This is a genomic window from bacterium (assembly GCA_024226335.1).
Lineage (GTDB): Bacteria > Myxococcota_A > UBA9160 > SZUA-336 > SZUA-336 > JAAELY01.
Genome location: JAAELY010000259.1, coordinates 22,432 through 45,873, shown reverse-complemented (window position 1 = coordinate 45,873; position 23,442 = coordinate 22,432). Strand labels below are relative to the sequence as shown.

Here is a 23,442-nt window from a genome sequence, read left to right as displayed (position 1 = left end):
TGATCAGGACGCCGGTCAGTTCGATATGCCGGTCGCGGCGTTGTAGGTGAAGGCCGAACCGCTGGCCGTGAGGGTAAAGGTCGCCGTTCCCACGTCGGTACCACTTGTGGCCACCTGCGTTGCGCCCCAGGTGGAGGGAAGCGGACCCGACATCAGGACTCCGTAAAGTTCCGAACCCGTGTCCTGAGTTGCATTGGTCGTGTCGATGGTCGGCCAGCCGGTCGTCGAATTGACCTCGATGGTCGCTCCCGAAACTGCGACCGTGCTGCCTCCGCCCTGTGCAAGCCACTTGGCGTGAACGATCTGGACGGAACTCGCGAAACCGCCCTTGACTCCTTCGAAGGCAGCTGTGCGCGCCTCAGTGGTCATGTCTGCAAATTTGGGCAACGCCACCGCGGCCAGAAGGCCGAGAAGCGCGATGACGACCACCAGTTCGATGATCGTAAAACCCTGCTGCTTTTGGTTGCTCATGGCTCTCGTCTCCTTCCGATCCACCGGTCGCTGCCGTCTGTGGGCAGGGGGATGCCGGGTTCCGTCTCTCTAGGAAAAATCCGTTATTGATGTAGTCGGCTCACACAGCGAAATCTTGAATATCTCCAGGGGATCAGGACAGCGTCGAGGTCGGAAAAGATCCGACTGAACACAGGCCCGGATGGCCTGGCTGCCGGTTCCCGATTCAGCCGCCGCCTTTGATGGCGGAAGAGAAGTCCCACATGGGCAGGTACACACCGAGTGCAAGCACCAGCACGATCCCGCCGATCGCCACGATCAGCATCGGCTCGATCAGATCGCTGAGTCGGCGCAGATCGTAATCGACCTCGGCCTCGTAGGTTTCTGCAATCTCGCGGTGCATCTCGGCGAGTTCACCGCTCTCTTCACCTACGCTCAACATCTGGAGGGCGATTGGATCAAACAGACCACAAGACGCCGCCGCTTTGCTGAACGTTTCGCCTCGCTCGATGTTCCCGCTCATCTCGCGGACTTTCTTCGTGACGTAGGAGTTTTCAACCGCCAGCGCCACCGTCTGCATGGTCTGGATTACCGGTACACCGGCGCTGAAGGTCATCTCGAAGGCGCGCGCATAGCGGGCAATGGTCGCCCGTTCCAGGATGTTTCCGACCGCAGGAATGCTCAGCTTCCAGCGATCCCATGTCAGTCGGCCGTCTGGTGTGTCGAGCCACATGCGAACGCCGATGACCGAAGCCATCGCAAGACCGAGCAGCAAGTACCAGTAAGCGATCAGAAAGTCCGAACTCGCGATCAATGTTCGAGTTGCCCAGGGTAGCTCGGCTCCAAATCCCTCGAAAACCTGGGCGAATGCTGGAACTACGAACGCGTTGATCACCAGCATGGCCATCACGATTGCCGCTAACACCATCATTGGATAACGCGTAGCGCTCTTGATGCGTCGTCGAGTCTGTACCTCAAGCTCCAAGTAGGAACTGACGCGATCGAAAGCTGCTTCGAGGTGACCGGTCTCCTCGCCGACCCGCACGACGTTGATCACGATATCGGGGAAGATGTTCCGATGCATCGCCAGCGCGGACGAGAGTTCCCGCCCGGAACGCAGTCCATCGGATACATCTCGCAACGCCGTTGCAAGTGCAGGCTGCTTCGTCGTTTCGGCCAGTCCGACAATCGCGTTGGCGATCGGAATACCGGACTTGACCAGGCGAAACATCTGTCGACTGAAAACGATCAGATCTTCGGTCTTCACCTTGGCTGGACGCCAACGCTTGACGAATTTCTCGAGAGGATCAGTCGACTCCAGGATCGCTGTGATATTCAGAGGAGTCGCGCCGACTTCCAGAAGTCGGGATGCGACCGCGGCTTCGGAAGTCGCGTCCATCTCCGCACGAATCATCTGCCCGTTCTGACCTCGGGCGCGGTAGGCAAAGACAGTCATCGGCTCTAGCCGTTGCTAGTGGCCGGCGTTCCCGCCGTAGTCGCTGGAGTGGGGGCTGCCTGTGTCGCGAGTGCTTTACTGGTCGCAGGTGATGCAAGCACACCATCTTCGAGGGTTTCAGCGACGCGAAAGACTTCACTCAGGCTGGTGATTCCCTGACTCGCATATCCGAGCGCACAGAGAGTGAGTGGTCGGTACCCCTTGCTCCTGCGCGCAGCCGCCGCGAATGCCGCCTGATCGCCGCGACGGAGAGCGTCCGCACACGCGGTATCGATCTCGAGCATCTCGTAGACACCGATGCGACCGCGGAAACCCGTCTCGCCGCAACGATTGCAGCCCTTACCGTGATAGAGCTCGAGCTTCGCCGCTGCCGGCCCCGCAATCGAAGCCAGCCAAATCCGCTCCTGATCGCCAGGCTGATAGCGTTCGCGGCACTTGACACAGATGCGACGCACGAGTCTCTGCGCGATCACCGCTCGCAAGGCCGAGGCAACCAGATAGCTCGCCGCACCCATGTCGACCAGTCGATTGGCGGTCGTGATTGCATCGTTGGTATGCAGGGTCGAGAACACCAGATGACCGGTGATGGCCGCACGAAGTCCGATCTCTACAGTTTCCTGATCCCGCATTTCGCCGACCATGAGTACATCGGGGTCCTGCCGCAGTGCGGAGCGCAGTACACTCGCGAAGCTCAGACCGATGCGGGCGTGAACCTGAACCTGTTGGATTCGCGGAAGCCGATACTCGATCGGATCTTCGACGGTGATCATCTTGCGCTGTGGCCTATTTAGTTCGCGCAGACACGCGTAAAGTGTGGTGGTCTTTCCGCTTCCTGTCGGGCCGGTCACCAGGATCAATCCATGTGGTCGATGGATCAGGTTCATCAAACGAGACAAGATGTGCTTGGGAACTCCGAGCTGCTCCAGGCTCTCCATTTCGTTGGATTGGTCCAGAAGACGCATGACGACCGATTCACCGTACTGCACGGGCATGGTCGATAGACGTACGTCGATGCTGCTCCCCCGCACACGAATATTGAAACGACCATCCTGTGGAAGTCGCTTTTCCGAGATGTCGAGGTTCGACATGAGCTTGAGCCGGAGCACGAGCGCATTTGCGATACGCTTTTCGTTTACGATCTGCTCCTGCAGTACGCCGTCTACGCGATGACGAATTCGCAGCACGTTCTCGTCGGGCTCGATGTGCACGTCGGACGCGCCAAGGCGAACGGCCTCTTCGAAGACGGTCTGGAGCAGACGCGCAACCGGTGCGTCGGTCGGATCGTCAGCGATCTCGAGTTGCTCGGCGTCGAAATCGCGATCGGCCAGTTCTTCGTGCAGCTCTCCTGCAAGCTGTTCGATCTCTTCGGTGCGGCCGTAGCTCAGATCGATACTTCGAACCAGGTCGGCCTCGCGAACGACGGCGACTTCGACGGAACGTCGCAAGAGGCCCTGAAGCTCATCGAAAGCGAACAGATCCGTCGGATCCGCCATGCCCACCAGGTAGTTCTTGCTGTGGTCTTCGAGCACGATCGCCCGCAGTCGTCGGGCGTGGGTTTCCGGCAGCTTCAGGACCAGTTCACGATCGACCTTGAACTCTTTGAGGTTCACGTATTGGATCGAAAGCTGGCTAGCGAGGAAAGTCAGGAATTTCTGCTCTTCGACGAAACCCAGGTCGACAAGAGTGCGCCCGAGGCGCTTGCCCAGCTTCTTGTGCTGTGCGAGTGCATCGTCCAGGTTTTCCTGGGTGATGATGCCATTTGCGACAAGCAACTCGCCGATTCGGATCTTCTTGCGCACTAGCCAGTCCCTTCGCCGAGCATCGCGATGCGCCCGCGCGTGAAATCAAGAGACTCCTCACCCATGCTGCCAAGGCGCACGGCGTTGCGATAGGCGATCAGAGCCTCATTCGGCTGCCCCGCTCCTTCGAGCGAGATCCCGAGACCCATCCACCACGGTGCGCGATCTGCACGCAACGAAAGGAGCTTTCGGAAGCTATTCGCGGCACGCACGTGGTCTCCAGCGCGCTGATACAGAGCCGCGATCATGGCGTGATACTCGGGATCTTTCAGGATGGCGGGCGGTGATGTGACGAGGACCGCAAGAGCCTTGCTGGGTTCGTCTCTCTCGATCAGCAAGCGAGCTTCGAGCTTTGCGAAGCTCGGATCCCCGGGTGCGATCGCGCGCCCCTTCTCGATTTCCACCGAGGCCTCTTCGAGTCGGTCGAGCCGGATCAGCGTGGAGATCAAGAGATTTCGTGCTCCGATGTGCATAGGGTCGTAGGCTGCCGCTTCGCGCAGACTCTCAACGCCGATGCCGTCGATCCCCGCTGCGATCAGCTTGGCCGCTCGAAGAAACGCGCGTTCCGCCGGAGAAGGCTCCGCTATAGCGACTGCTGTCTTGCGGAAACCGTCAGAAGCTGGAACTCCCTCATTCGATCGATTTTGCGAGGTTTCCGGTCTGCTCGATGGCGAATCATCGTCAGACACGTACTCGCCATCATCGTAGGATTCGTAGCCCATTTCGAAACGAGCCAGTGGGTCTCGCGAGCGAAAGCCATCCGCTTCTTGTTCCAGTGACGGCTCAAAGGTCAGCACGAGTCGTGCCGCACCAGCCTCGGCAACCATTGTGCTCTGTACCCGCACAGGAACTGCTGGCTCGAGCAGGATTCGCACGTCCTCTGTCCCGCCTGAAACATGCACGGAACGCAAAAGGGTGCCACCCAGTTTTAGCTGGGCAGGTGCGTCGGTGAGCCGAGTATCGAGCAGTACCAGTTCGATGTCGTCTGCATCGTCCCGTTCGACCACATGCGTGGTTTCAGCGGAGAGTTCGAATGTGAGCTGCGTTCTTTCTTCGCTTTGCTCCAGGTGAGTTCCAACCAGGCGAACCTCTTCCCAGGGAGCGGGTGGCATCGCCGTGCTCATGTTCGGCCGGATCGTCCCGGAGCTCCCCTGCATATGAGGCTCTGGATGCGGGACATCGAGCAGGGCCAAGGCTGCTTCCCTGACCAGTATCGTGCTCGGTTCTGCGGCGGCGGCGGGTAGAGAGCCTGCGGACTGCCAGATGATCGCTGAGTCGCCGATGCGCCGTTCGAGGAGTGCAAATCCAAGGATCGTCGTACCGACGATGCAGATGGTCGACAACACGGACATCCAGTGCGATCCGCCAGTGGGCTCACTCTCGCGCGGGGTCGTCGAACGCAGACCTTCGAGAACGCCCGGATCCATCGGCCGAATCTCTTCGCGCCGATTCTCCAGATCGCGAAGCATGTCGTTGATCACGCTCATGCGCGTCGGCCCCTCAATGTGCCGAGGCTCTGAAGCCAGGTACGACGCGTACCCTCTGTGTCGTTCGCAGCCAGACGCACGTGTGCGCGCGAAACGCGGTTTTCGCCGCGTCCATACGCGAGCATCAGCGCCTTATGGCACAGGATGTTGACCAGACGCGGTACTCCCCCGGTTGCGCGATGGAGTTCCACAAGAGCGGTGGGTTCGAAAAGACCGGGCGCGTTGCGCCCTGCAGCGCGCAGGCGATGCCCGACGTAGGCCTTCAGTCCAAGAGGGTCCACCGGGGTGAGGCGGTGAGAGAAGGCGATGCGCTGCTTGAGCTGGCGCAATTCCTTTCGATTCAGAAGTTCGTCGAGTTCCGGCTGACCGAGGAGAACCACCTGTAGCAGCTTGGTCGTCTCCGTCTCGATGTTTGTCAACAAGCGAAGCGCCTCCAGGCTCTCCATCGGCAGGGCCTGTGCTTCGTCGACGACGATCACGACCCGCTTTCCGGCACCGCGCAGGCTGAGCAAGCGCCGGGTAATCGCCTTCATCAGAAGGTGGCCTTTTGCGTCGGGCTTCGGTTTCAAGCCGAGTTCCTCTGCAACGGCGAGGCGCACGCCAAGGGGAGTCAAGAAGGGATCGGGGATATAGGCCGTTACGAAGTCGTCTCCCAGCTGGTTGAGCAGCGCGCGACACAGAAGGCTCTTGCCGGTGCCGACTTCGCCTACGATCTTGACGAAGCCTTCACCGCTGCGCAGTGCGACCATCATCACGTTCAAGGCTTCGCGGTGCCCGCCATCCTTCCACATGAATCCCGTATTGGGAGTGAGTGCGAATGGCAGTTGCTTCAGGCCGAAGTGTTCCAGATACATGCGGGAGTCCTCGGAAACCGGAGCGTCAGTTCGCCGGCTCCATCACTGGTTCATGTGGGATGTGGTCGGGGCTTATCGAGCCAATGCGAGACCGGGTGGATTCGAGTTCCTGCTTCCACGTGCCGGTACCGACGGTCGATACGCGCAGGAGGATCACGAGCTCGGTCTTCTTGTCGAGTTCCTCCTGATGCCGGAACAAGAATCCGAGCAACGGGATTCGCGAAATCCAAGGAGTGCCTGCGTGGTCGTGTCTGGCGATGTCTTGCATCAGACCGCCGATCACGATCACCTGACCGCTCTGCGCTCGCACGATGCTGTCTGACTCGCGGATCGTGCTCAGCGCCATGGGAAGCGACTGGCTTACTCCGCCCACGGTGATGTTCTTGGTCTGATCAGTGACTTCGCTGATCGACGGATGAATGTGCAAGATGATCTCGTTTTGCTCGCTGATCTGCGGCGTCACATCGAGTGCGATCCCGGAGAAGAACGGTGTGAGTGTGATGTCAGGGGTCGTGGTCGTCGTCGTACCGGTGACGGTCGTGCTCGATACATCGGTTACGAAGAACTCATCAGAACCGACCTTGATGACCGCTTTCTGGTTGTTGACAGTCGAGACGCGAGGACTCGACAGCGTGCGCACGTCGCCTTGTGTCTCCAGCAGTTCGATGAAAGCTGCAAAGTCTTCCAGATCAACGCCCAGAGAGAACACGCCTCCGAAAGCTTGTGCCTCGCTGCCTGTGATTGGACTCAGGGCGGTCGGGTCGAGCGTGCCCGAGTTTCCGCTGATCCCGGATGCGGTTCCGCTCAGGATCGAACCTCCGCCGATCTGGCTGGCGATTGCAGAGTTGGCACCGCGCAGTCTGAGCAGATAGGACCAGTTGATTCCCGACTGGAAGCCGTCGGTCAGTGAAACCTCGAGAATCTTGGCTTCGAGGATCACCTGGCGGTGTAGGTTCCCTTCGACTCGCTCGATGAAATCGGCAACGGTACGATGTTCTTCTGGGAGGGCGTGTACGATCACCAGACCCGTATTCGGGTTCGTGACGACGCTTCGACCTTCAGCCGAACCAACAAGGCTCTTGATGCTCGCCGATATGCTATTCCAGAAATCGGCGAGCGTATCTGTCGATACGCTACTTCCGGAAGTAGGCGAACTCGACCCACTCGACGAACCCGTCCCTGAGCTACTCGAGTCAGAGCCACCCCCCTCACTCATCTGACCCGAACTGACGCGCGTCTGCGACTGGCCGGTGCGCTTCACATCCAGGTAGTTCACCTGGTAGATGCGTGTCTGAAGCCCTCGCGGGCGGATGTGGTAGCCGTAGTCGGTCTTGCTATACGAGTAACCGTACGCGTCGTGAGTCGCGTCGAGGACGTCTTCGATCGTGACGTTGCGCAGAGCGAGGGAGATTGTGCCATCGACCGCCGGGTGAACGATCACGTTGTAGTTGGTTCCCTCGACCAGTCCCAGAAAGAAGTCATGGGCGGGTATGTCATTTACGGCGATGTCGAAGCGCTGTTGCGAACTCCGATTCGACGGGTTTACAGACATTTCGCCGGTCTCTTGCTTCGACTCATCCGCCGAATCCAACTGCATCGCCTGATCTGCTGCCGAGATGGCGTCCCACAAGGCGCGGCTGATCGCATCATCAGATTCGCTGGTGTCCGATGCAGCCGAAACTGGAGCCGGTCCATTGACCGGATCAGATGAGGTCATGCAACCGGCCAGAAACAACAGGCCAGAAGCGGCAGCTGCAGTAGTCTTGCGCAGAATCATGGTTTCTCCGGAGGGGGGCCAGCGGACATCATGATCCGCCGACTCAAGCGGAGTTCGAGCGGCTGGCCGTCGACACCATCGAGAGTTACACCCCAAGGTCCAATAGTGAGGATGCGCGATCCGGCAATCAGGTCACCCTTGCGGACCACTTTGCCGTTGATGATCGCGATTCGCCTCTCTTCCGAGATCAGGATCGCGCTCAGAAACAGCGCATCGGAATCCTCAATTTCGTCATAACCGGGCTTCGCTGAGTACAGCGGTGGGCGCGTCGGATCGATCAGTTCTTCCGCGGCGCGTGCGAACTCGCTTCCGCAGAATATGAACATCAGGAAAAACCCACTTGCAATGCGGGTCACGTAGAGTTTACGCACCGATCCAGCCCTCCTCCGTGCTCACGGACTGAACGCGCAGGCTGATGCGGCCACGCGGGTACTCGATTACCGTGTACTCGAGCCGGTCCCAGAGCAGGTTCCATTCCATCGATTCGATCGCACGCACATAGCGGAGCGCACTCAAGTAGCTGCCTTCGAATTCGAGTTCGACAGAGTGCAGCCATACCTGGGCCTGTACATCCACCGCCTTCTTGGTCTTTTCGGAGCGGCTGTACAGCGGAGCTGGAGTGAGTGCCTCCATTCGCACGAGTTCCAGATCCTTCCTTCCATCAAGTAGTGCGCGCAGGGCCTGCACCATCTCATTGGGAGGAATCAGGTCAGCCGTTTCATCGCTGATCTCTTCGTCGGCTCGCCGGATTTCCCGCTCGAGGTTCGTCTTCGCCACCCGATTGAGCTCGTTTGGATCGAGTTTGAGCTTGGACTCGATCGCCGCGGCCTCTTCCTCGAGTCGCGCGACTGTCTCCTTGTTGGCTTCGAGTTTCTCGGCAGCGTCGGATTTCCGCTGTTCGAGTGGGTTCATCAAGAACGAGTTCCAGACCACGAAGACAGTCGCCAGCAAAGTCAGGCAGATCATGAAGCGTTCACGAGACGAACGTTCATCGAGCAGAGCCATGAACTCCCGTACTCGATCGATCATGATGGGTTCTCCGCTTCTGTCGCGATCACGAAGTCGATCGCACCGAGGCGCTCGTCCGAGGTCTTCATCTTGAAGGTTCGGAATTGACGACCATCAAAGGAACGCTCATTGCCGAGTTGATCGAGTAGTTCGGCAACGCCTTCCGGAGCGAGCGCGCTCCCGACTACCTTGAGGCTATCGCCACCTTTCCCAAGATGGATCGAGCGCAACCAGACACCGTCGACCTTGCGATGAGCCAGACCGGCAAGATACGAGGAGAATCCCTCGGAGTTGCCCTCGCCTCGGCCAGACAACGCCGAGAGCAGGCGTTTCTTGGCGTTCAAGCGTTCCCGCAGTTCTGCCACGCGGCCCGATAGCGTCCTGTCTTCTACGCGGCTCGCAACTCTTTCTGAAGAATCGATCATCTGCGAATTCAGCTGGCGCATGTGCTCCAGCTGTGCCCCGAGTTCCCCGGTGAATCCCGAGGAACGCAGCCAGGCTACCCCGTACAAAAGGAGCGCCAACGCGGCTGCAGTGCCGACGATCTTGAGAATCTGTTCGGAAGGAAGTGCGTCTTCTTCCCAGCGATACGAGGCTTGAAACAGGTTGACTTGCTGCATCACCCGTCCTCATCTACGCGCAGGGCCGCTCCGATGGCGGGTAGGCTGCGCGCCTGTGCGGTAGGTCCGACCTTATTCCGACATGTGAGCAGGTCGTTTACGTCCAGGCAGCTCACCTCGGTCGAGAATAGGTTTTGAGACAGGAATTCGGGCAGAGCCGGTGTCGGCCACTCGAGAGGTGCGATCGCCAGATTGGGAATCACCGGCTGGCCGAGCTGGTGCTCGACGTAGTCAAGAGATCGCTGAGCTTCCAGGAGGAAGCCCTCCAGGACCTGCTGGCCTTCCGCTGATGGGTCTGCCTTGATTTCGTCGAGTTCGTGGGTGGAAAGATCCTCGATGGCCAGTGGATCGGCTTCGATGCTCCGCGTGAGCAGCAGCGCGCCATTTCGCGTCACACCGATCAGTCCGGGATCTGTTGACAGGTACATCAGCGCGACTCCGGGTTCGTCTTCTGGGAGAAGGGCGGCGACGTTGTTCAACGCGAGTTCGGTGATGTCAATCGCTTTGAGTTCGAGTCCAGCACGCCGAATCGTGGTCGCCGCCGAGTCGATGTCCATCTTGCGAGCCGCTACGACGTACAAGCGCTCTGGAGCGTTTTTGCGAGTTTCGCACGCCGGGATGTCAAACGTATCAATTACGGCGTCCGCGGCGTTGAAGTCGATCAAATCGGCGATCGCCCAACGAGCTGCATCCCGCAGTTCTGCCGGCTCCACCTTGGGTCGTTCAATCTGGCGAACTGTATAGGTGCCTGGCTTGGGAATACACACGCACTCGCTGCCTCGCAGGCCGAGTTCGCCCACGACCTCGCTCAGAGCATTTGGGATCTCATCTGGATTCTGATGTTCCCGATACTCGCAGGCCTCGAGAATGGGTACCCCGTCTTCATCACGAGATACACGTGCGATTCCGAATCCATCGCTGAAAAGGCAAACACCAGTCACGCTCTGCTCTTGGTGCTTCTGCCTGAACAGCGGCAACGAGTGCTTCTGCGCGAACAAGCGCGCGTGTCGTAGCACACGCGCTGTCGTAGTCGACGCGAAATTGGAGGCCATTTGTATCTCGAAATTCGACCTGCCGACTGCAGGACTTGAGAAAGACCGAGGTGTGGAGCACACGTTTCCGATCAAGCTGCGCGCGTGCTGCCTTCAATACGTGAAGGAGTCAGACTAATGCCAACAAAGGCGCTGTCCGGTGAATTCGATCATGAGATTGCGGTGCTTCGTATTGCCGACGGTAAGGCGGACGATCTGTCGCATGTCGTCATTGAAGAGCTCCAATCGTTGTTTGCACGAGCACAAACGGAGGAGGGTTTTGTTCAGCTCGCCAGTTGCACGGGAAGGTTCTCTACTGGCTTCAAGCCGTAGGAGTTGTCGGTTCCCGCCGGTCACGCACTTGCAACTGGGGTACACTCGTCGTTCTCGAGCGACACGTGCATCGCTGGGGACGTGGGCGGGTCACAAACTCCATGCTCGAGTCTGCAGACTTGCCCGGGAGACCCCATATAGCCGGGATGGAACCGGTACAGGAAGGCCCAATGTCCGTAGTAGTTCGATTTCGTCGCCCTTGGGAACTTCCCTCGGGTGAGATCACCGACGAAGCTCTCTACCTGCGTCGCCGAGATTTCCTGAAAAGGGGCGCCGCCGCTACCGGCATGCTCGCGGGCATCACATGGCTACCCGGATGTAGCGCAGCGGAAGATGCTTCATCTCCTGCCGGGAAAGACACCGCCTCCACGGCAGTCTACGGGGACCTGCCGAAGGGTGTCTTTGGAACGGAAGAGGAACTCACCGATTTCCAGGACGCGAGCAGCTACAACAACTACTACGAGTTCGGCAGCGAGAAGGCTGATCCCGTCCAATACGCCGGAGGGATGCTCACCAGGCCCTGGTCGGTGAGCATCGAAGGAATGCTCAAGAAGCCAGGGTCGATTCCGCTCGAAGACCTTCTGAAACCACACGCGTTGGAGGAAAGGACCTATCGTCTGCGCTGTGTGGAAGCCTGGTCGATGGTCATTCCATGGGTGGGTATTCCGCTGGCCGAGGTCTTGAAGCGACTCGAACCCGCTCCCGAAGCCCGATTCGTCGAGTTTCGTACCCTCAGTGATCCCGAACAGATGCCAGCCTTGAGTCGCAAGGTGCTCGACTGGCCCTACCGCGAAGGTCTTCGTATCGACGAAGCCATGAATCCGCTCGCATTCCTGGCGGTGGGGATGTTTGGGCGCGAACTACCCAATCAAAATGGCGCTCCACTGCGTCTGGTCGTTCCCTGGAAGTACGGCTTCAAGAGCATCAAGTCGATCGTCAGCATCAAGCTGATGGAGACTCAACCCCAGACCTCCTGGAACGTGTCTTCGCCGAAGGAGTACGGTTTCTACTCAAACGTAAATCCCGAAGTTGATCATCCCCGCTGGAGCCAGAAGCGGGAGCGTCGAATTGGTGAGTTCCGCAAGCGAAAGACCCTTCCGTTCAATGGATACGGAGAGCAGGTCGCACATCTGTACAGCGGTATGAACCTTTCGAGGTTCTACTGACCCCCGTACTGGAAACTCGTGAGCCAGACCACTAGACGAAAGCGAGTTTCTCCAGTTCACGCGGCCGTGGTTTTCTTCGGCCTGCTTCCGCTCCTCGTTCTCGCGGTCCGCGCATCCTTTGATGAACTCGGCGCCAACCCGATCGAAGAGATCACTCATGAAACTGGCGATTGGGCACTACGCTTCCTCTGGTTGGTGCTCGCAATCACGCCGATTCGGGTGATCCTGGCCTGGCAGTATCTGGCGCCGTACCGTCGGACGTTTGGCCTATTCGCCTTCTTCTACGCGTCTCTGCACCTGAGCACCTATGTCGGCCTGGATCTCTTCTTTGAATGGGATGCCTTGATCGAAGACGTGCTGGAGCGGAGATTCGTTCTGGCCGGATTCACCGCATTTCTCTGCATGCTCCCTCTCGCAATCACATCGACGCGCGCGTGGATCAGATACCTGGGTCGGCGCTGGGAGATTCTGCACCGACTGGCCTATGTCGCGGGCGCCGCCGCTGCTGCCCATTACCTATGGCTCGTGAAGGCCGACAATTTCGTACCGTTGATCTACACCGGTATTCTCGCAGGCTTGTTCGCGACTCGTTTTGGCCGCTTCCGACGCCAAGAGTCTGATCGCCCCGCGAAGGACTCAACCGAATCGGAACCGGACGGAGAAGAAGACGATTGGGTGGAAGATGAACCCGTCGAGATGCCAATCGAACAGGCGATCGATCTGCATACGTTTCGCCCACGAGAGATCCCCAAGGTAGTCGAGGCATACCTCGAGGCCGCCGCTGATGCAGGCTTTGCCGAGGTGCGGCTCATCCACGGCAAAGGTAAGGGGATACAACGCGAGCGAGTTCAGGGAATTCTCGCCGCGCATCCACGCGTGAAACGCTACGAAGACGCGCCACCCCAACGCGGTGGCTGGGGTGCGACGCTCGCCTGGCTGCGCCTGGACGATTCTTCGCGGGGTGCGGAGAATCTCGATTGAAGATCGGAGGTTGTCTTCGATCGGCCCAGTGGTCTCGCCAATGAGCGAGGCACTTCCGCCAGTCGGCTAGCTCGCCGCATCTACCAGTGCGCGAAACAGCGCATCTTCTTCAGCGCCAGGCAGTTTCTCCGGATGCCACTGTACGCCGATGCAAAATCCGGTGTCCCGTTCGATGGCCTCGATCACACCGTCCTCTGTATGGCCGCAAGCACGGAGTTTCGTTCCGAGTTCAGCGACTGCCTGATGGTGCAGGCTATTCGCCTGAACGTGGGGTACTCCGAGTACGGACGCGAGCCTGCTCCCGCCAACGAGCTTCACTTCATGACGTCCTGACGTTTCTTCGAGGCGGTGTTCGTTTGCGGATGGCCGGTCAGTCGACAGGTCGTAGTGCAGACTCCCGCCGTAGTGCAACGCGATCAGTTGCATGCCATAGCAGATACCGAGAACGGGGATTCCTCTTTCGAGAGCTACTCCCAGAAGCTCGCGGTCGAAAACCAGTTGTTCAGGAGGAACCAGTTCAAACTCCACGCCTTCCGGGTAGGGTTCGGGCGGCGGGAAATCATCACCCCCGGGGAGCAGAAGCGCATCCACCTGTTGAATCAAACGAGTGGCGTCCGATTGCAGCGGCAGGTATACCGGTACTCCCCCGGCGGCCTCCACGGCTCGGGCGTACTTCGTGTCTATGTACTGGTAGACGCGGCCCGCACGCCAGCGTCCGATCGCGTCCAGACAGAGAGGAATTCCGACAGTTGGCGCCAAGCCCGCCAGTATAGCGACAGCTGACGCGCCGTGGCGGGAAATGCGGGTTAGAATCCTCTCGATGAAGAAGCTCTCGGTCGTGATCCCGGTCTATAACGAGCGACACACGCTCGAGGAACTGGTGCGCCGCGCATTGGCCGTGGACTACGGCTGCGATGTCGAACTGGTTCTCGTGGACGATGGATCCACAGATGGGTCGATTGACCTGATCGAAGAGATCGAAGCGGGACACGAGAACGTTCGTGCAGTGCTACAACCCGAGAATAGGGGCAAGGGCGCTGCAGTTCGACGCGGCTTTCAGGAAGCGACGGGCGACATGATGATCGTGCAGGACGCCGACCTCGAGTACGATCCAGAGGAAATTCCGCGGCTGATTGATTTGATTCAACGCGACATCGCTGACGTGGTCTACGGCAGTCGTTTTCTTTCGATCGGTCCGCACCGAGTTTTGTATTTCTGGAATTCGATCGCGAACAAAGGGCTGACCTTCCTGTCCAATCTGTTAACCAATTTGAACCTGACGGATATGGAAGTCTGCTATAAGGCATTTCGCCGAGAAGTCATCGAATCGATCACTCTCGAAGAAGATCGTTTCGGCTTCGAACCCGAGGTCACTGCCAAAGTGGCGCGGGGAAACTGGCGGATCTATGAGGTTCCGATCTCGTACTACGGGCGTACCTACGAGGAAGGCAAGAAGATCGGCTGGCGCGACGGCTTCCAGGCTCTGCTCTGTCTGATCAAATACAATCTCCTGCGCCGCTGAGGAGCCTTGGGAGCAGACAACCCGGCCCTGATTCTCGTGCTGGCGTTGGCCGCTGGCGTCCTGGCCCAGTCGATGGCTCGCCACCTGCGTCTGCCTGGCATCATGCTCCTGTTGGTCTTCGGGGTTGGTCTGGGTCCCGATGGCTTCGATTGGATTCGACCACGCGCCCTCGGTGAAGAAGGCCTGTTCGCGATCGTCGATCTGGCGGTTGCAGTCATTCTTTTTGAAGGTGGCTTGAACCTGGAGCGTTCGCGGCTCCTGCGCGCGCAAACAGCGATCCGCAGACTGATCTCCTCCGGTGCAATCATCACCTTGATCGGTGGTGCCTGGGCTGCATTTGCTTGGCTGGATTGGGACTGGCGCCTCGCGCTCCTGTACGGTTCGCTCGTCGTGGTGACGGGTCCAACGGTGATCGGACCGCTGGTCGCCGAGTTGCGTCTGCGCCCGAAGGTTTCGACCGTCCTCGAAGCGGAAGGAGTTCTGATCGATCCGATCGGAGCGATTCTCGCAGTTCTCATGCTGCGTATCGTGCTCGAACCCGACGCCGACGCGCTTGCGGAAAGCGCCTTGCATCTGGCCACTGGCATTGGCTTCGGTGCGAGTATGGGAATCGTCAGTGGACTGATCCTCGGCATGCTCCTGCGCTTGCCCTCTCTGATTCCCGAGGGTTTCGGCAATGTCTTTGCACTGGTCTTCGTATTGCTCCTTTTTCAGGGCTGTGAGGCATACGTCGAAGACAGCGGCATTCTGGCGGTCACTCTCGCCGGGGTAGCGGTTGGAAACCTGGGGACCCGAGTCGATCGCGACCTGCGTGAGTTCAAGGACCAGCTGACTGTTTTGTTGATTGGATTGTTGTTCGTACTCCTGGCCGCTGACGTGCGCGCCGCCGATGTCCAGGGCCTGGGATGGCGTGGCATCGCCGTCGTGGCGACGTTGGTCCTGGCAGTCCGGCCTTTGAACGTATGGCTGTCGACGATGAACAGTAGTCTGAACTGGCGTGAACGCATATTGATCGGCTGGATCGCACCCCGCGGAATCGTTGCGGCTGCGATCGCTTCGCTCGTCGCGGCTGCTCTCGAAACTCACAACTACCCCGGCGGTGTCGAACTTCGCGCGCTCGTCTTTCTGACGATCACCGGAACGGTCGTTCTGGCCGGAGTAACTGCTCTGCCGGTGGCGGCCCTGCTCGGTCAACGACTGCCGGGTCGCCAGACCGTGGCGATCCTCGGAGCACACGGGTTGGGCCTGGCCCTCGCCAAGGAAATCCGCAAGGGCGGAGTACCTGTCGTGATGCTCGACTCCAATCCGACGAATGCACGGAAAGCGCAGGAAATGGATCTGCCCGTCGTATTTGGAAATGCCTTGCAAGATCGCACGATGCAACGGGCTCGTTTTGAGTCCGTGGGAACCGCGATCGGTGCCACACCAAACGAAGCCTTGAACGGTCTCTTCGTGGACCGCGCGCGCAATAGTTTTCACGTACCCAACGGATACGTCGCCCTGGTCAATACAGAATCCGGAGTGACGAAGGAGATTCTCGAGGGGCAGCAGTCACATCTGCTCTTCGACGATCTACAGGATATCGAACGCTGGGACGTGCGTTCCCGACACGACGAAATGGCGATCGAGTACCGAGTCTGGGAGCCGCCTGCTGAAGCCGAGGAGTCTGACGGGGGAGTGGAGCCCGCAAAGAGCGCCACCGGTGAAGACTATGTGATCTTGACGATCCAGCGCGGTGACAAGATCCGACCGATGCATAGCGGCTTCAAGATCCAGGCCAGAGATGTTGCAGCCGTGGCAATCCACTGTCCCGAGTTTGAAGAGGTCGACCTGCTTCTGCGCAAACTCGGCTGGATGCCCAAGGAACCGGAGACGTCACAGAGCCCAGAGACTCCGGAATCCTGATTCCCGGGGAAGCTTCGGCGCCATCGCGATCTGTCTTGCGGCTCTCGCACGCTTCTGGTCCGTTCCGCTCGGGCTGGCGTGACGCTCAAACTCGTGAGTGCGTCTACGAGCTCAGTTCTCGCCCAGCGACGATTGTCGCTTCGACCTGGATCTCACGTATCGCTTCGGGATCGTCGAGCGGATTGCGGTCGAGTACCGCGAAGTCCGCAAGTTTGCCGATTTCAATCGATCCTCTGCTTTGTTCCAGGTGCATCTGCCAGGCCGAATCGATCGTCGTCGCGCGCAATGCTTCGAGCGGAGTCAGGCACTGTTCTTCGCCCAGTATCCGACCAGAAGTCGTCCGTCGATTCACCGCTGACCACATCAGCAGTAGCTGATCCATGGGGACGACCGGTGAATCGGTGTGGATGGTGAAGCGTATCCCGAGCTTTGCGGCCGATCGCAGCGGACTGATGCGACTGGCGCGATCAGGTCCAAGAAAGATATCGCGATGTCGATCTCCCCAGTAATAGGTGTGCAGGCAGAAGAAAGAAGGCACCACGCCGAGTTCGCGCATCTTTTCCAGCTGGTCCTCGCGCGACATCTGTGCATGTACGGCGATGGGGCGCGCATCCGGGCGCGGGTAGGCCGCATTGGCCTTTTCGACACCGTGAAGGAAGTCGTCGATCGCCGCGTCACCGTTCGTGTGTACCGCTACCTGATAGCCCGCCGCATAGATCTGGGCGATCTGATCTGCGAGCATTTCGCGCGGCACCATTGCGTAGCCACGGTATTCCGGCTGATCGTTGAACGGCACATGGTATGGCTGGCTCAGATGACCGGTGTAGCCCTGGATCGATCCGTCTGCGAATAGCTTGATCGCGCCCACTGTCAGAAACTCATCGGGAGTTTCGAGTTTCAGCGAACCGTTGACCAACCTTCCCATGGTGCCGAGTCCGGGCCACGCTACGACGCGAATAGGGACGCGTCCAGAGGAGAATGCGGCATCGAAGTGCTGCAACTCGCGAGAACTCGTAAAGCCGTTCTGCGCCGTAGTCACACCCCGGGCGCTGTAGCTTCGGGCTGCGTGTTCGATCGCGCGGATGGCCTGTTCCTCGCTGGTCTGCGGCAGCTTGCCCATTAACGCGAACATCGCGGATTCTTCGAGCACACCGTTTGGTTCGCCCGAGGCTTCGCGACGGATCACGCCGCCAACGGGATCGGGTGTATCGCGTGTGATCCCACAGAGATTCAGTGCTCGCCCGTTCGCCGCAGCGATGTGGCCAGAGACATGGCGAGCGATGACCGGTCGTGTCGTCGAGACTCGATCCAGGTCCCGGCGTGTCGGGTGAGTCTTTTCCGCCAGCAGTGTGTCGTCGTAACCCATGCCCAGGATCCAGTCGTCCTGGGGAGTGTGATCGGCGCGATTGCGCAGGCGCTCGACCAGTTCGTCCATGGTTTTCACGTCACCGATGGGTGGCGAATTGAGGTTCGCATTGCGCAGTTCCACGTCTCCCGCCATAGCCAGATGGCTGTGCGAGTCGATGAATCCGGGGATCAAGGTCCGGTCCGCCAGGTCGATCTCGCGCGTCTCGGGAGTGGCGTGTTCGCGCACCTCATCGAGCGAGCCGAGTGCTGCGATGCGATCGCCAGATACACCGACTGCGTCTACCCGGCGATCGTCGGAGTCCATGGTCAGAATCGTGGCGTTCGTGTACAGGGTATCCAGCTTCACACCCGGAGAATACACTACAGAAGTTCGGGAAGTCTGATGTTGGGCCCTGGGGACACGACTTGAACGCGGTACTGAGACAGCGCGAGATCGCCGACGCCGACTCGTTCGCTCCCCAAGATCGGTAGATTCCGACAGGCAACAGATCTATGATTGTTTCTTGATCTGGAATTTTCTCGCACGAATTTCGAAGCAGCGGTTTGACCACTGGGAAACCCCGAGCCGAGAGCTCGAAGCCGCGTTCCCTAATGCCTGGACCTGCTCGCGGAAACTGATCGCAGTCCTCGTCGGACGACGTGACCTCGATGACCGCGGTGCCATCGCGATTCGAATCGACTTCGTCCTGGCCGACCGGCACTCCTGAAACGCGATGGAGCGTCCCGAGGGCATTCTGTTCGACTTCGATGGCACTCTCGCGCCCAATCTGGACCTGCCTGAAATGAAGCGCCAGTTGATCGAAATGACGCTCGAGTCCGGTGTTCCGCAGCCCGAGGTCGAAGGTCGCCTGATCGTCGAGTTGGCCGAGCACGCGGAGAACTGGCTATCGGTGAGCAATCCGGATGAAGCTCGAGCCTACAGGTTGCGCGCCGACCAGCTGATTCTCGAGTTTGAACTCGAGGCTGCGCGCACCACACAGCTCTTTCCCGGTATGCGTGAGCTACTCAGCCAGATTCGAGCCCGCGGCGTTGCGATCGGGATTGTCACTCGCAACTGTGAAGCTGCGGTTCGCATCATGTTCGATGATGTGGACGAGTTCTGCGCCGCCTTGTTGACGCGAGATCGGGTCGTGCACCTCAAGCCCGATCCTCGTCACCTGACACTCGCACTCGAGCAATTGAACTGCAGCGCGAAGGCTTCGATGATGGTCGGAGACGGTCGGCTGGACATGATGGCCGGTGTCCAGCTCGGGATGTACTGTGTTGGAGTGCTATCAGGAGGTACGAGCCGGGCTGCGCTGCAGCAGGCCGGTGCCGAGCTGATTCTCGAGGGTGCGGCGGACCTCACCCGATCCGGCGTGATAGTCTGACCCTGCAAGATGTCGAGCCCCGCACAGAAGTCGGATCCGCGTTATTCGCCCCCACAGGCCTACCTGGGTGTGCCCGCGGTCGAGTCTGCGGGTCGACTGTGCACCGGGCCGATTCTGGCCGGTTTTGCCGCGGGTCGGATCGCACGACGGGCCGAAGTCGAACATGCATTCGTCTTCGGAGCTTGTTCTGCTTGCCTCAGCTTCCTGGTCATCGGCCTGCAGGAACCAGTTGCCAAGGCACTTCAGGATCCCGAGTTTCTGTTCTCGCTAGCGTTGGGAGTGGCGGCCGCTTGTTTCGGGGGACAGTTGGCTGCAACGCAACGAGATGCCGAATTCCTCAACCGATCGGGGTAGCGCTTTGCTCCAGACCGAGATCGTCACCGGAATCGCGCCCGAAGAAAAGACGACGCGAAAGGTCGCAGCTGAGTTTCGCAAGCGGTTGCGGGAAGGTTTCAAACTCAAACCAACCGGTCTGGCCAGGGACAATCCGCAGATCCTGCTGGATCGCGGATACACGCCCAGGTACGAACTCCGCCTGTTCGACACGGTCTACTATCTGACGGACCCTCGCGTCGATGACGATCTGGGTTTCTTCATCGCCTACGTTCAACCCGGCCGATCCGGATCGCGCGGACCCCGTCGTGAACTCTATCCGCAGATTTTCTACAAGGATATCTCTCTGGTCTGGCGCTCCGCCTCGCATGTAATCCGCACGGAAGAGGAGAACTGGGTCGGAAAGGGTGCGTTGAAGCCGTACATCGAGGACGGCGAGCAGGTCTTTTCGAGCGCGGAAGAAACGACGGACCTGCCTTTCGAGATTCAAGCCGCGCTCGATGGACTCAGCCGCATTGCATCCAGGCCCCGACGCGACACGCAGGCGGTACCGCTCATCCTGCACAACGCACCGGACAACCGGCTGCGGCCCTATGAGGACTTCGAAGGTCCGCGAAGGCGCGCGAGTTCGGACAAACGCAATCTGGTCAACGGCGCTCGCAAAGTGGCGTTCTTCACACGCGACAATGATCCGGAGTCGTTGCGCTTCGTCAGAGGCTACGAGCCCGACTTTACGCGCGGCGTACTGGAGATGAGCCGATCGCGCAGTCGCTTGTACAAAGGCAATATCCGGAAGTTCCGCATCCTTTCGAAGAACCGCACCATCCAGTACCAGTTCATCACGGGTCCGCGGCGGGTCTGGATCGTTCCCCCGCAGGCGTTGACGACAGAGATCATGCGCTACGGAGTGCGCACGATCGATGTCCACGTCGACGACGACCTTTGCGTTCCGGGTTTCGAATACCACTATCTGGATCAGACCTACGATCCGCCCGAGCTTCACAGTCAGATTCCCCAGGGTTTTGCCGGCCGTCCCAGCGATGTCGATCCTGCGCGAGCCGATGCTACGGCGTGGATCAGTCGCCTTCCGGTCGTAAGGGAATTTCGGGAGAAGGTTCTCCGGCAACGAGTTCGCCCGGGGGGCCACTGATGTGGCGAAGGCGATCACTACGGGCCTCGATGTCTACGGCCGAGTCGGACGGATAGGCTTCGCAAACCGATCCGCTGTAGGTTCTCTGTAGCGAAGAGGGTTCGATCAGTGATCCAGATATGGGGGCGCCGCAGCGCGCACAACGTACAGAAGGTCCTATGGGCTCTCGGCGAACTTTCGCTGGAGCACGAGCACATCGATGCGGGGGGTAGTGCCGGAGGTCTGGACTCGCGTGAATTCCAGACGGTTAATCCACACCGCCGGGTTCCCGTGCTCGTGGACGAAGGGCACACGATCTGGGAATCGAACAGTATCGTGCGGTATCTGGCCGCGAAATACGGCACCGGCACTCTCTGGTCTGAATCGCCCATCGATCGCTCGTTGGCCGATCGATGGATGGACTGGGAGCTGGCCACTTATCAGCCGGACTTCATGGTCCTGTTCTGGGGCTACTTCAGGACTCCGAAGGAACAGCGAAACGAGCACCTGATTGAATCGACACGCAAACGAGTCGAAGCTCATCTCCGCATCGTCGATAAGCATCTCGCGAGCCACCGATTCCTCGCGGGTGATGTCTTCAGCATGGGCGATATTCCGATCGCGACTTCTCTGTATCGCTATTATGAAATGGGACTCGAAACCCCGGTATTGCCCTTCCTCGAGAGTTGGTTTGATCGCTTGACCTCGCGTCCGCCCTACCGAGAGAACGTGATGGTCTCGTTCGAAGAATTGCGCGGGCGCACGAGTTTCTGAGTTCGGTATAATCGCTCGGCTTTGAGCATCCTGGAACGCACAGCCACGTGGATCGTGTTCGCAGTCGCCGCATTCGGGTGTCTGGGCTGCGACCAGATTTCCAAGGAAATCGCCCGCAGCCAGCTGAGCGGGCTCGCGCCGATTCAGCTCGCCTTCGGAACCGTAGAACTCCGCCTCGTGCAGAATTCCGGAGCTTTCCTGAGCCTCGGGTCGGCTCTACCGGAGATCGCACGAGTACTCATCTTCCAGGTCGGCGTGCCCGTTCTCTTGCTGGCTCTATGCGTCGTGAACCTGCGCGACCCCGCACTATCCAAGCTCCAGGCGCTCGGACTCGCCCTGATCGCCGCCGGAGGAATAGGGAACTGGATCGATCGCCTGCTCCAGGACGGTACCGTCACCGACTTCGTACGCCTCGGTATTGGTCCGCTGCACACGGGGATCTTCAATGTGGCAGATGTCGCCGTCTTTGCCGGAGTCGGTCTGTTCCTTCTGGGTCTGCATCGGATCAACGATCCCGATCCCGATCCCGAGCCGGACTAGCGAGCCGTGGAAAAGGGAATGGATGCGCTACGTCTGCCCCGAAGCGTCGAAGCCGCGGCAACCGCTGAACGTCTTGTGGATAGACTCGAGTCGCATTCCCGGCCCCTTTGGGCGGAGGCCGACCTGGGTGTGCCGCAAGCCAACCTCGGACCCGCCGTCGAAGCAGCGTTGAAGAGTGCCTATTCAGCGGGTCGTATCGTTCGCGGCCTGGAGAACGCTCAGCAGGCCCTGGCGGCCGAGGAGCGCGGACTGAAGAGTGTCGATCGACGCACCGGGGTCGCCCGAGGTGTGCGTGTTTCCAGACTCCTGGTACTGGCGGACGATGCTGCCGAACGCTTTTATCGCAGCGTCGAGTCACTTCTGCGCAGACACGGCCCGCGAATTCTGGCTCTTCGCCTGTCCGTTGATCAAGACGTACTCGGTCGGGTGCTTTTCGGCCCCGATCAAGTGGCGCGTCTATTGATGCTCGAACACAAGGACGCGGTGGGTGCCGTTCTACTGGCGCTCGCAGTGCAGTGGAACGCGGAGGAGTCGGATTCCGGGCGGTGATATGCTTTCTGGAAGATGGGATCAGGTGTCTTCTCACCAGTCACCCACCAGGAGGATTTCATGACCGAGCTGATCAAGATCGCACCGGCCTTCGTAGAGATGGCGCACAGCATCGTGTGGTGCACGGCCGCCACCGTCGATGCGAAGGGTCGCCCTCGCTCGCGGGTTCTGCATCCAATCTGGAAATGGGAGGGCGGACGGCTGGTCGGCTGGATCGGTACCGGACCCACACCGACCAAGCGCGAGCACATCGCCGCCAGTCCCTATGTCTCGTTGAACTACTGGACCCCTTCACAGGATACTTGCGTCGCCGAATGCAAGGCAACGTGGGCATTCGACGACGATACCTGCACGATGGTCTGGGATTCGTACAAGAATGCACCCGCACCCGTGGGCTACGATCCGGCAATGATCCCCGTGTGGGAACATCCCACGGACGACAGCTTTGCGGCTCTGCGACTCGATCCCTGGCGACTACGTGTTTTCCCCGGGGGTGTCTTACTGGGGACCGGCGGTGAAGTTCTCACCTGGCAGAGTTGATTGCGCGTTGCTCTCCGGCCTGGGATGTGATTTCTGTGCTTTGCAGAAACCGAGCAAGGACATCGAGCAGGCACCAGGGGAGGGATGGTATTCCTCGAAGCCTTCGTAGATCAGTGCGTACAGAGACGGCAGTCCAAACCCGGTCAGGTTGAGGATCGAAATCACCACCGGGAAGACCGTGTAGTCAATCGCGCGGCGCATCGGGGTCAGAGGCATCCCTTTGGTCGAGAGGTCATTCAGGTGATGCTCGCCGACCGTCGGAAACAGGCCGACGACCAGGTGACGCTGTCCGCAGTACTCGGGGTCGGGGTAGCGTCCACCGGGGGCCGGTGCGTCCGCACAGCCGTCGCTGGGTACTGGATCGAGTGGGATCGATGCGCAGCCTGGAAACATGGCTAAGCAAAAGAGAGCGAGCCAGCAGAGGAGCGCGTTCGCGTGCGGGCTTTTCAT

25 protein-coding genes are annotated in these 23,442 nt (G+C 59.5%); 12 read left to right on the top strand and 13 right to left on the bottom strand.

Translation table 11 applies throughout. The features are described from left to right. Positions 1-15 precede the first annotated feature (15 nt). The 10 genes from GY725_13380 to GY725_13335 form a co-directional block, all read right to left on the bottom strand. Entirely contained in the window at positions 16-471 is a 456-nt protein-coding gene (locus GY725_13380) for a prepilin-type N-terminal cleavage/methylation domain-containing protein (protein ID MCP4005180.1), read from the bottom strand. A 205-nt stretch (positions 472-676) separates the two neighbouring features. Beyond that, on the bottom strand, positions 677-1,906 hold the full coding sequence (locus GY725_13375) for a type II secretion system F family protein (GenBank protein MCP4005179.1): 1,230 nt from the start codon (positions 1,904-1,906) through the stop codon (positions 677-679). A 5-nt stretch (positions 1,907-1,911) separates the two neighbouring features. Next, positions 1,912-3,705: a type II/IV secretion system protein gene (locus GY725_13370; protein ID MCP4005178.1), complete on the bottom strand. Its 1,794-nt coding sequence runs from the start codon at positions 3,703-3,705 to the stop codon at positions 1,912-1,914. Continuing rightward, positions 3,705-5,192 carry a hypothetical protein gene (locus GY725_13365; protein MCP4005177.1) on the bottom strand — a complete coding sequence of 496 codons (1,488 nt, stop codon included), beginning with the start codon at positions 5,190-5,192 and terminating at the stop codon, positions 3,705-3,707. The genes GY725_13370 and GY725_13365 overlap by 1 nt, the downstream gene beginning before the upstream one ends. Next, a complete protein-coding gene (locus tag GY725_13360; protein MCP4005176.1) occupies positions 5,189-6,046 on the bottom strand; it encodes an AAA family ATPase in 858 nt (285 codons plus the stop codon). The genes GY725_13365 and GY725_13360 overlap by 4 nt, the downstream gene beginning before the upstream one ends. Positions 6,047-6,071: 25 nt before the next feature. Beyond that, a complete protein-coding gene (mshL, locus tag GY725_13355; protein ID MCP4005175.1) occupies positions 6,072-7,823 on the bottom strand; it encodes a pilus (MSHA type) biogenesis protein MshL in 1,752 nt (583 codons plus the stop codon). Further along, positions 7,820-8,194 (bottom strand): general secretion pathway protein GspB, encoded by a 375-nt coding sequence (locus GY725_13350; protein MCP4005174.1) that lies wholly within the window; start codon positions 8,192-8,194, stop codon positions 7,820-7,822. Before GY725_13350 ends, mshL begins: the two co-directional genes overlap by 4 nt. Beyond that, positions 8,187-8,852 (bottom strand): hypothetical protein, encoded by a 666-nt coding sequence (locus GY725_13345; protein ID MCP4005173.1) that lies wholly within the window; start codon positions 8,850-8,852, stop codon positions 8,187-8,189. The genes GY725_13350 and GY725_13345 overlap by 8 nt, the downstream gene beginning before the upstream one ends. Beyond that, positions 8,849-9,451: a PilN domain-containing protein gene (locus GY725_13340; GenBank protein ID MCP4005172.1), complete on the bottom strand. Its 603-nt coding sequence runs from the start codon at positions 9,449-9,451 to the stop codon at positions 8,849-8,851. The genes GY725_13345 and GY725_13340 overlap by 4 nt, the downstream gene beginning before the upstream one ends. Further along, complete coding sequence (locus GY725_13335) at positions 9,451-10,503, bottom strand: hypothetical protein (GenBank protein ID MCP4005171.1); 1,053 nt, start codon at positions 10,501-10,503, stop codon at positions 9,451-9,453. Before GY725_13335 ends, GY725_13340 begins: the two co-directional genes overlap by 1 nt. A gap of 117 nt (positions 10,504-10,620) precedes the next feature. On the opposite strand from GY725_13335, the gene GY725_13330 reads away from it, so the two are divergent. The 3 genes from GY725_13330 (at position 10,621) to GY725_13320 (ending at position 12,962) form a co-directional block, all read left to right on the top strand. Then, complete coding sequence (locus GY725_13330; protein MCP4005170.1) at positions 10,621-10,815, top strand: hypothetical protein; 195 nt, start codon at positions 10,621-10,623, stop codon at positions 10,813-10,815. 170 nt (positions 10,816-10,985) lie between these two features. Further along, positions 10,986-11,981, top strand: a complete 996-nt coding sequence (gene msrP / locus GY725_13325) for a protein-methionine-sulfoxide reductase catalytic subunit MsrP (protein MCP4005169.1) — start codon at positions 10,986-10,988, stop codon at positions 11,979-11,981. Positions 11,982-11,999: 18 nt separating this feature from the next. After that, positions 12,000-12,962, top strand: a complete 963-nt coding sequence (locus tag GY725_13320; GenBank protein ID MCP4005168.1) for a hypothetical protein — start codon at positions 12,000-12,002, stop codon at positions 12,960-12,962. 66 nt (positions 12,963-13,028) lie between these two features. Here the strand turns inward: GY725_13320 and GY725_13315 are convergent, their stop codons facing one another. Next, the gene (locus tag GY725_13315) at positions 13,029-13,721 is read right to left on the bottom strand and encodes a gamma-glutamyl-gamma-aminobutyrate hydrolase family protein (protein ID MCP4005167.1); all 693 of its coding nucleotides are present in this window, start codon (positions 13,719-13,721) and stop codon (positions 13,029-13,031) included. Positions 13,722-13,782: 61 nt separating this feature from the next. On the opposite strand from GY725_13315, the gene GY725_13310 reads away from it, so the two are divergent. Both GY725_13310 and GY725_13305 read left to right on the top strand, forming a co-directional pair. Beyond that, entirely contained in the window at positions 13,783-14,484 is a 702-nt protein-coding gene (locus GY725_13310) for a glycosyltransferase family 2 protein (GenBank protein ID MCP4005166.1), read from the top strand. Between the two features lie 6 nt (positions 14,485-14,490). Further along, positions 14,491-16,389, top strand: coding sequence for a sodium:proton antiporter (locus GY725_13305; protein MCP4005165.1), 1,899 nt, complete (start codon positions 14,491-14,493; stop codon positions 16,387-16,389). A gap of 103 nt (positions 16,390-16,492) precedes the next feature. On the opposite strand, the gene GY725_13300 is transcribed toward GY725_13305, so the two are convergent. Next, positions 16,493-18,061 carry an amidohydrolase gene (locus tag GY725_13300; protein ID MCP4005164.1) on the bottom strand — a complete coding sequence of 523 codons (1,569 nt, stop codon included), beginning with the start codon at positions 18,059-18,061 and terminating at the stop codon, positions 16,493-16,495. Positions 18,062-18,470: 409 nt separating this feature from the next. Here GY725_13300 and GY725_13295 point away from each other — a divergent pair, with 409 nt between their 5' ends. The 7 genes from GY725_13295 to GY725_13265 all read left to right on the top strand — a co-directional run bounded on the left by GY725_13295 (position 18,471) and on the right by GY725_13265 (position 22,992). Then, on the top strand, positions 18,471-19,127 hold the full coding sequence (locus GY725_13295; GenBank protein ID MCP4005163.1) for an HAD family hydrolase: 657 nt from the start codon (positions 18,471-18,473) through the stop codon (positions 19,125-19,127). Between the two features lie 9 nt (positions 19,128-19,136). Beyond that, complete coding sequence (locus tag GY725_13290) at positions 19,137-19,481, top strand: hypothetical protein (GenBank protein MCP4005162.1); 345 nt, start codon at positions 19,137-19,139, stop codon at positions 19,479-19,481. Then, positions 19,453-20,610 carry a hypothetical protein gene (locus tag GY725_13285; protein MCP4005161.1) on the top strand — a complete coding sequence of 386 codons (1,158 nt, stop codon included), beginning with the start codon at positions 19,453-19,455 and terminating at the stop codon, positions 20,608-20,610. The genes GY725_13290 and GY725_13285 overlap by 29 nt, the downstream gene beginning before the upstream one ends. A 108-nt stretch (positions 20,611-20,718) precedes the next feature. Continuing rightward, on the top strand, positions 20,719-21,363 hold the full coding sequence (locus tag GY725_13280) for a glutathione S-transferase (GenBank protein ID MCP4005160.1): 645 nt from the start codon (positions 20,719-20,721) through the stop codon (positions 21,361-21,363). 21 nt (positions 21,364-21,384) lie between these two features. Further along, positions 21,385-21,903: a signal peptidase II gene (locus GY725_13275; protein ID MCP4005159.1), complete on the top strand. Its 519-nt coding sequence runs from the start codon at positions 21,385-21,387 to the stop codon at positions 21,901-21,903. A gap of 18 nt (positions 21,904-21,921) precedes the next feature. After that, positions 21,922-22,452 carry a hypothetical protein gene (locus GY725_13270; protein ID MCP4005158.1) on the top strand — a complete coding sequence of 177 codons (531 nt, stop codon included), beginning with the start codon at positions 21,922-21,924 and terminating at the stop codon, positions 22,450-22,452. A gap of 60 nt (positions 22,453-22,512) precedes the next feature. After that, positions 22,513-22,992 carry a pyridoxamine 5'-phosphate oxidase family protein gene (locus tag GY725_13265; protein ID MCP4005157.1) on the top strand — a complete coding sequence of 160 codons (480 nt, stop codon included), beginning with the start codon at positions 22,513-22,515 and terminating at the stop codon, positions 22,990-22,992. Here GY725_13265 and GY725_13260 read toward each other — a convergent pair. After that, the gene (locus tag GY725_13260; GenBank protein ID MCP4005156.1) at positions 22,951-23,442 is read right to left on the bottom strand and encodes a hypothetical protein; all 492 of its coding nucleotides are present in this window, start codon (positions 23,440-23,442) and stop codon (positions 22,951-22,953) included. The two genes, GY725_13265 and GY725_13260, sit on opposite strands and share 42 nt — an antisense overlap.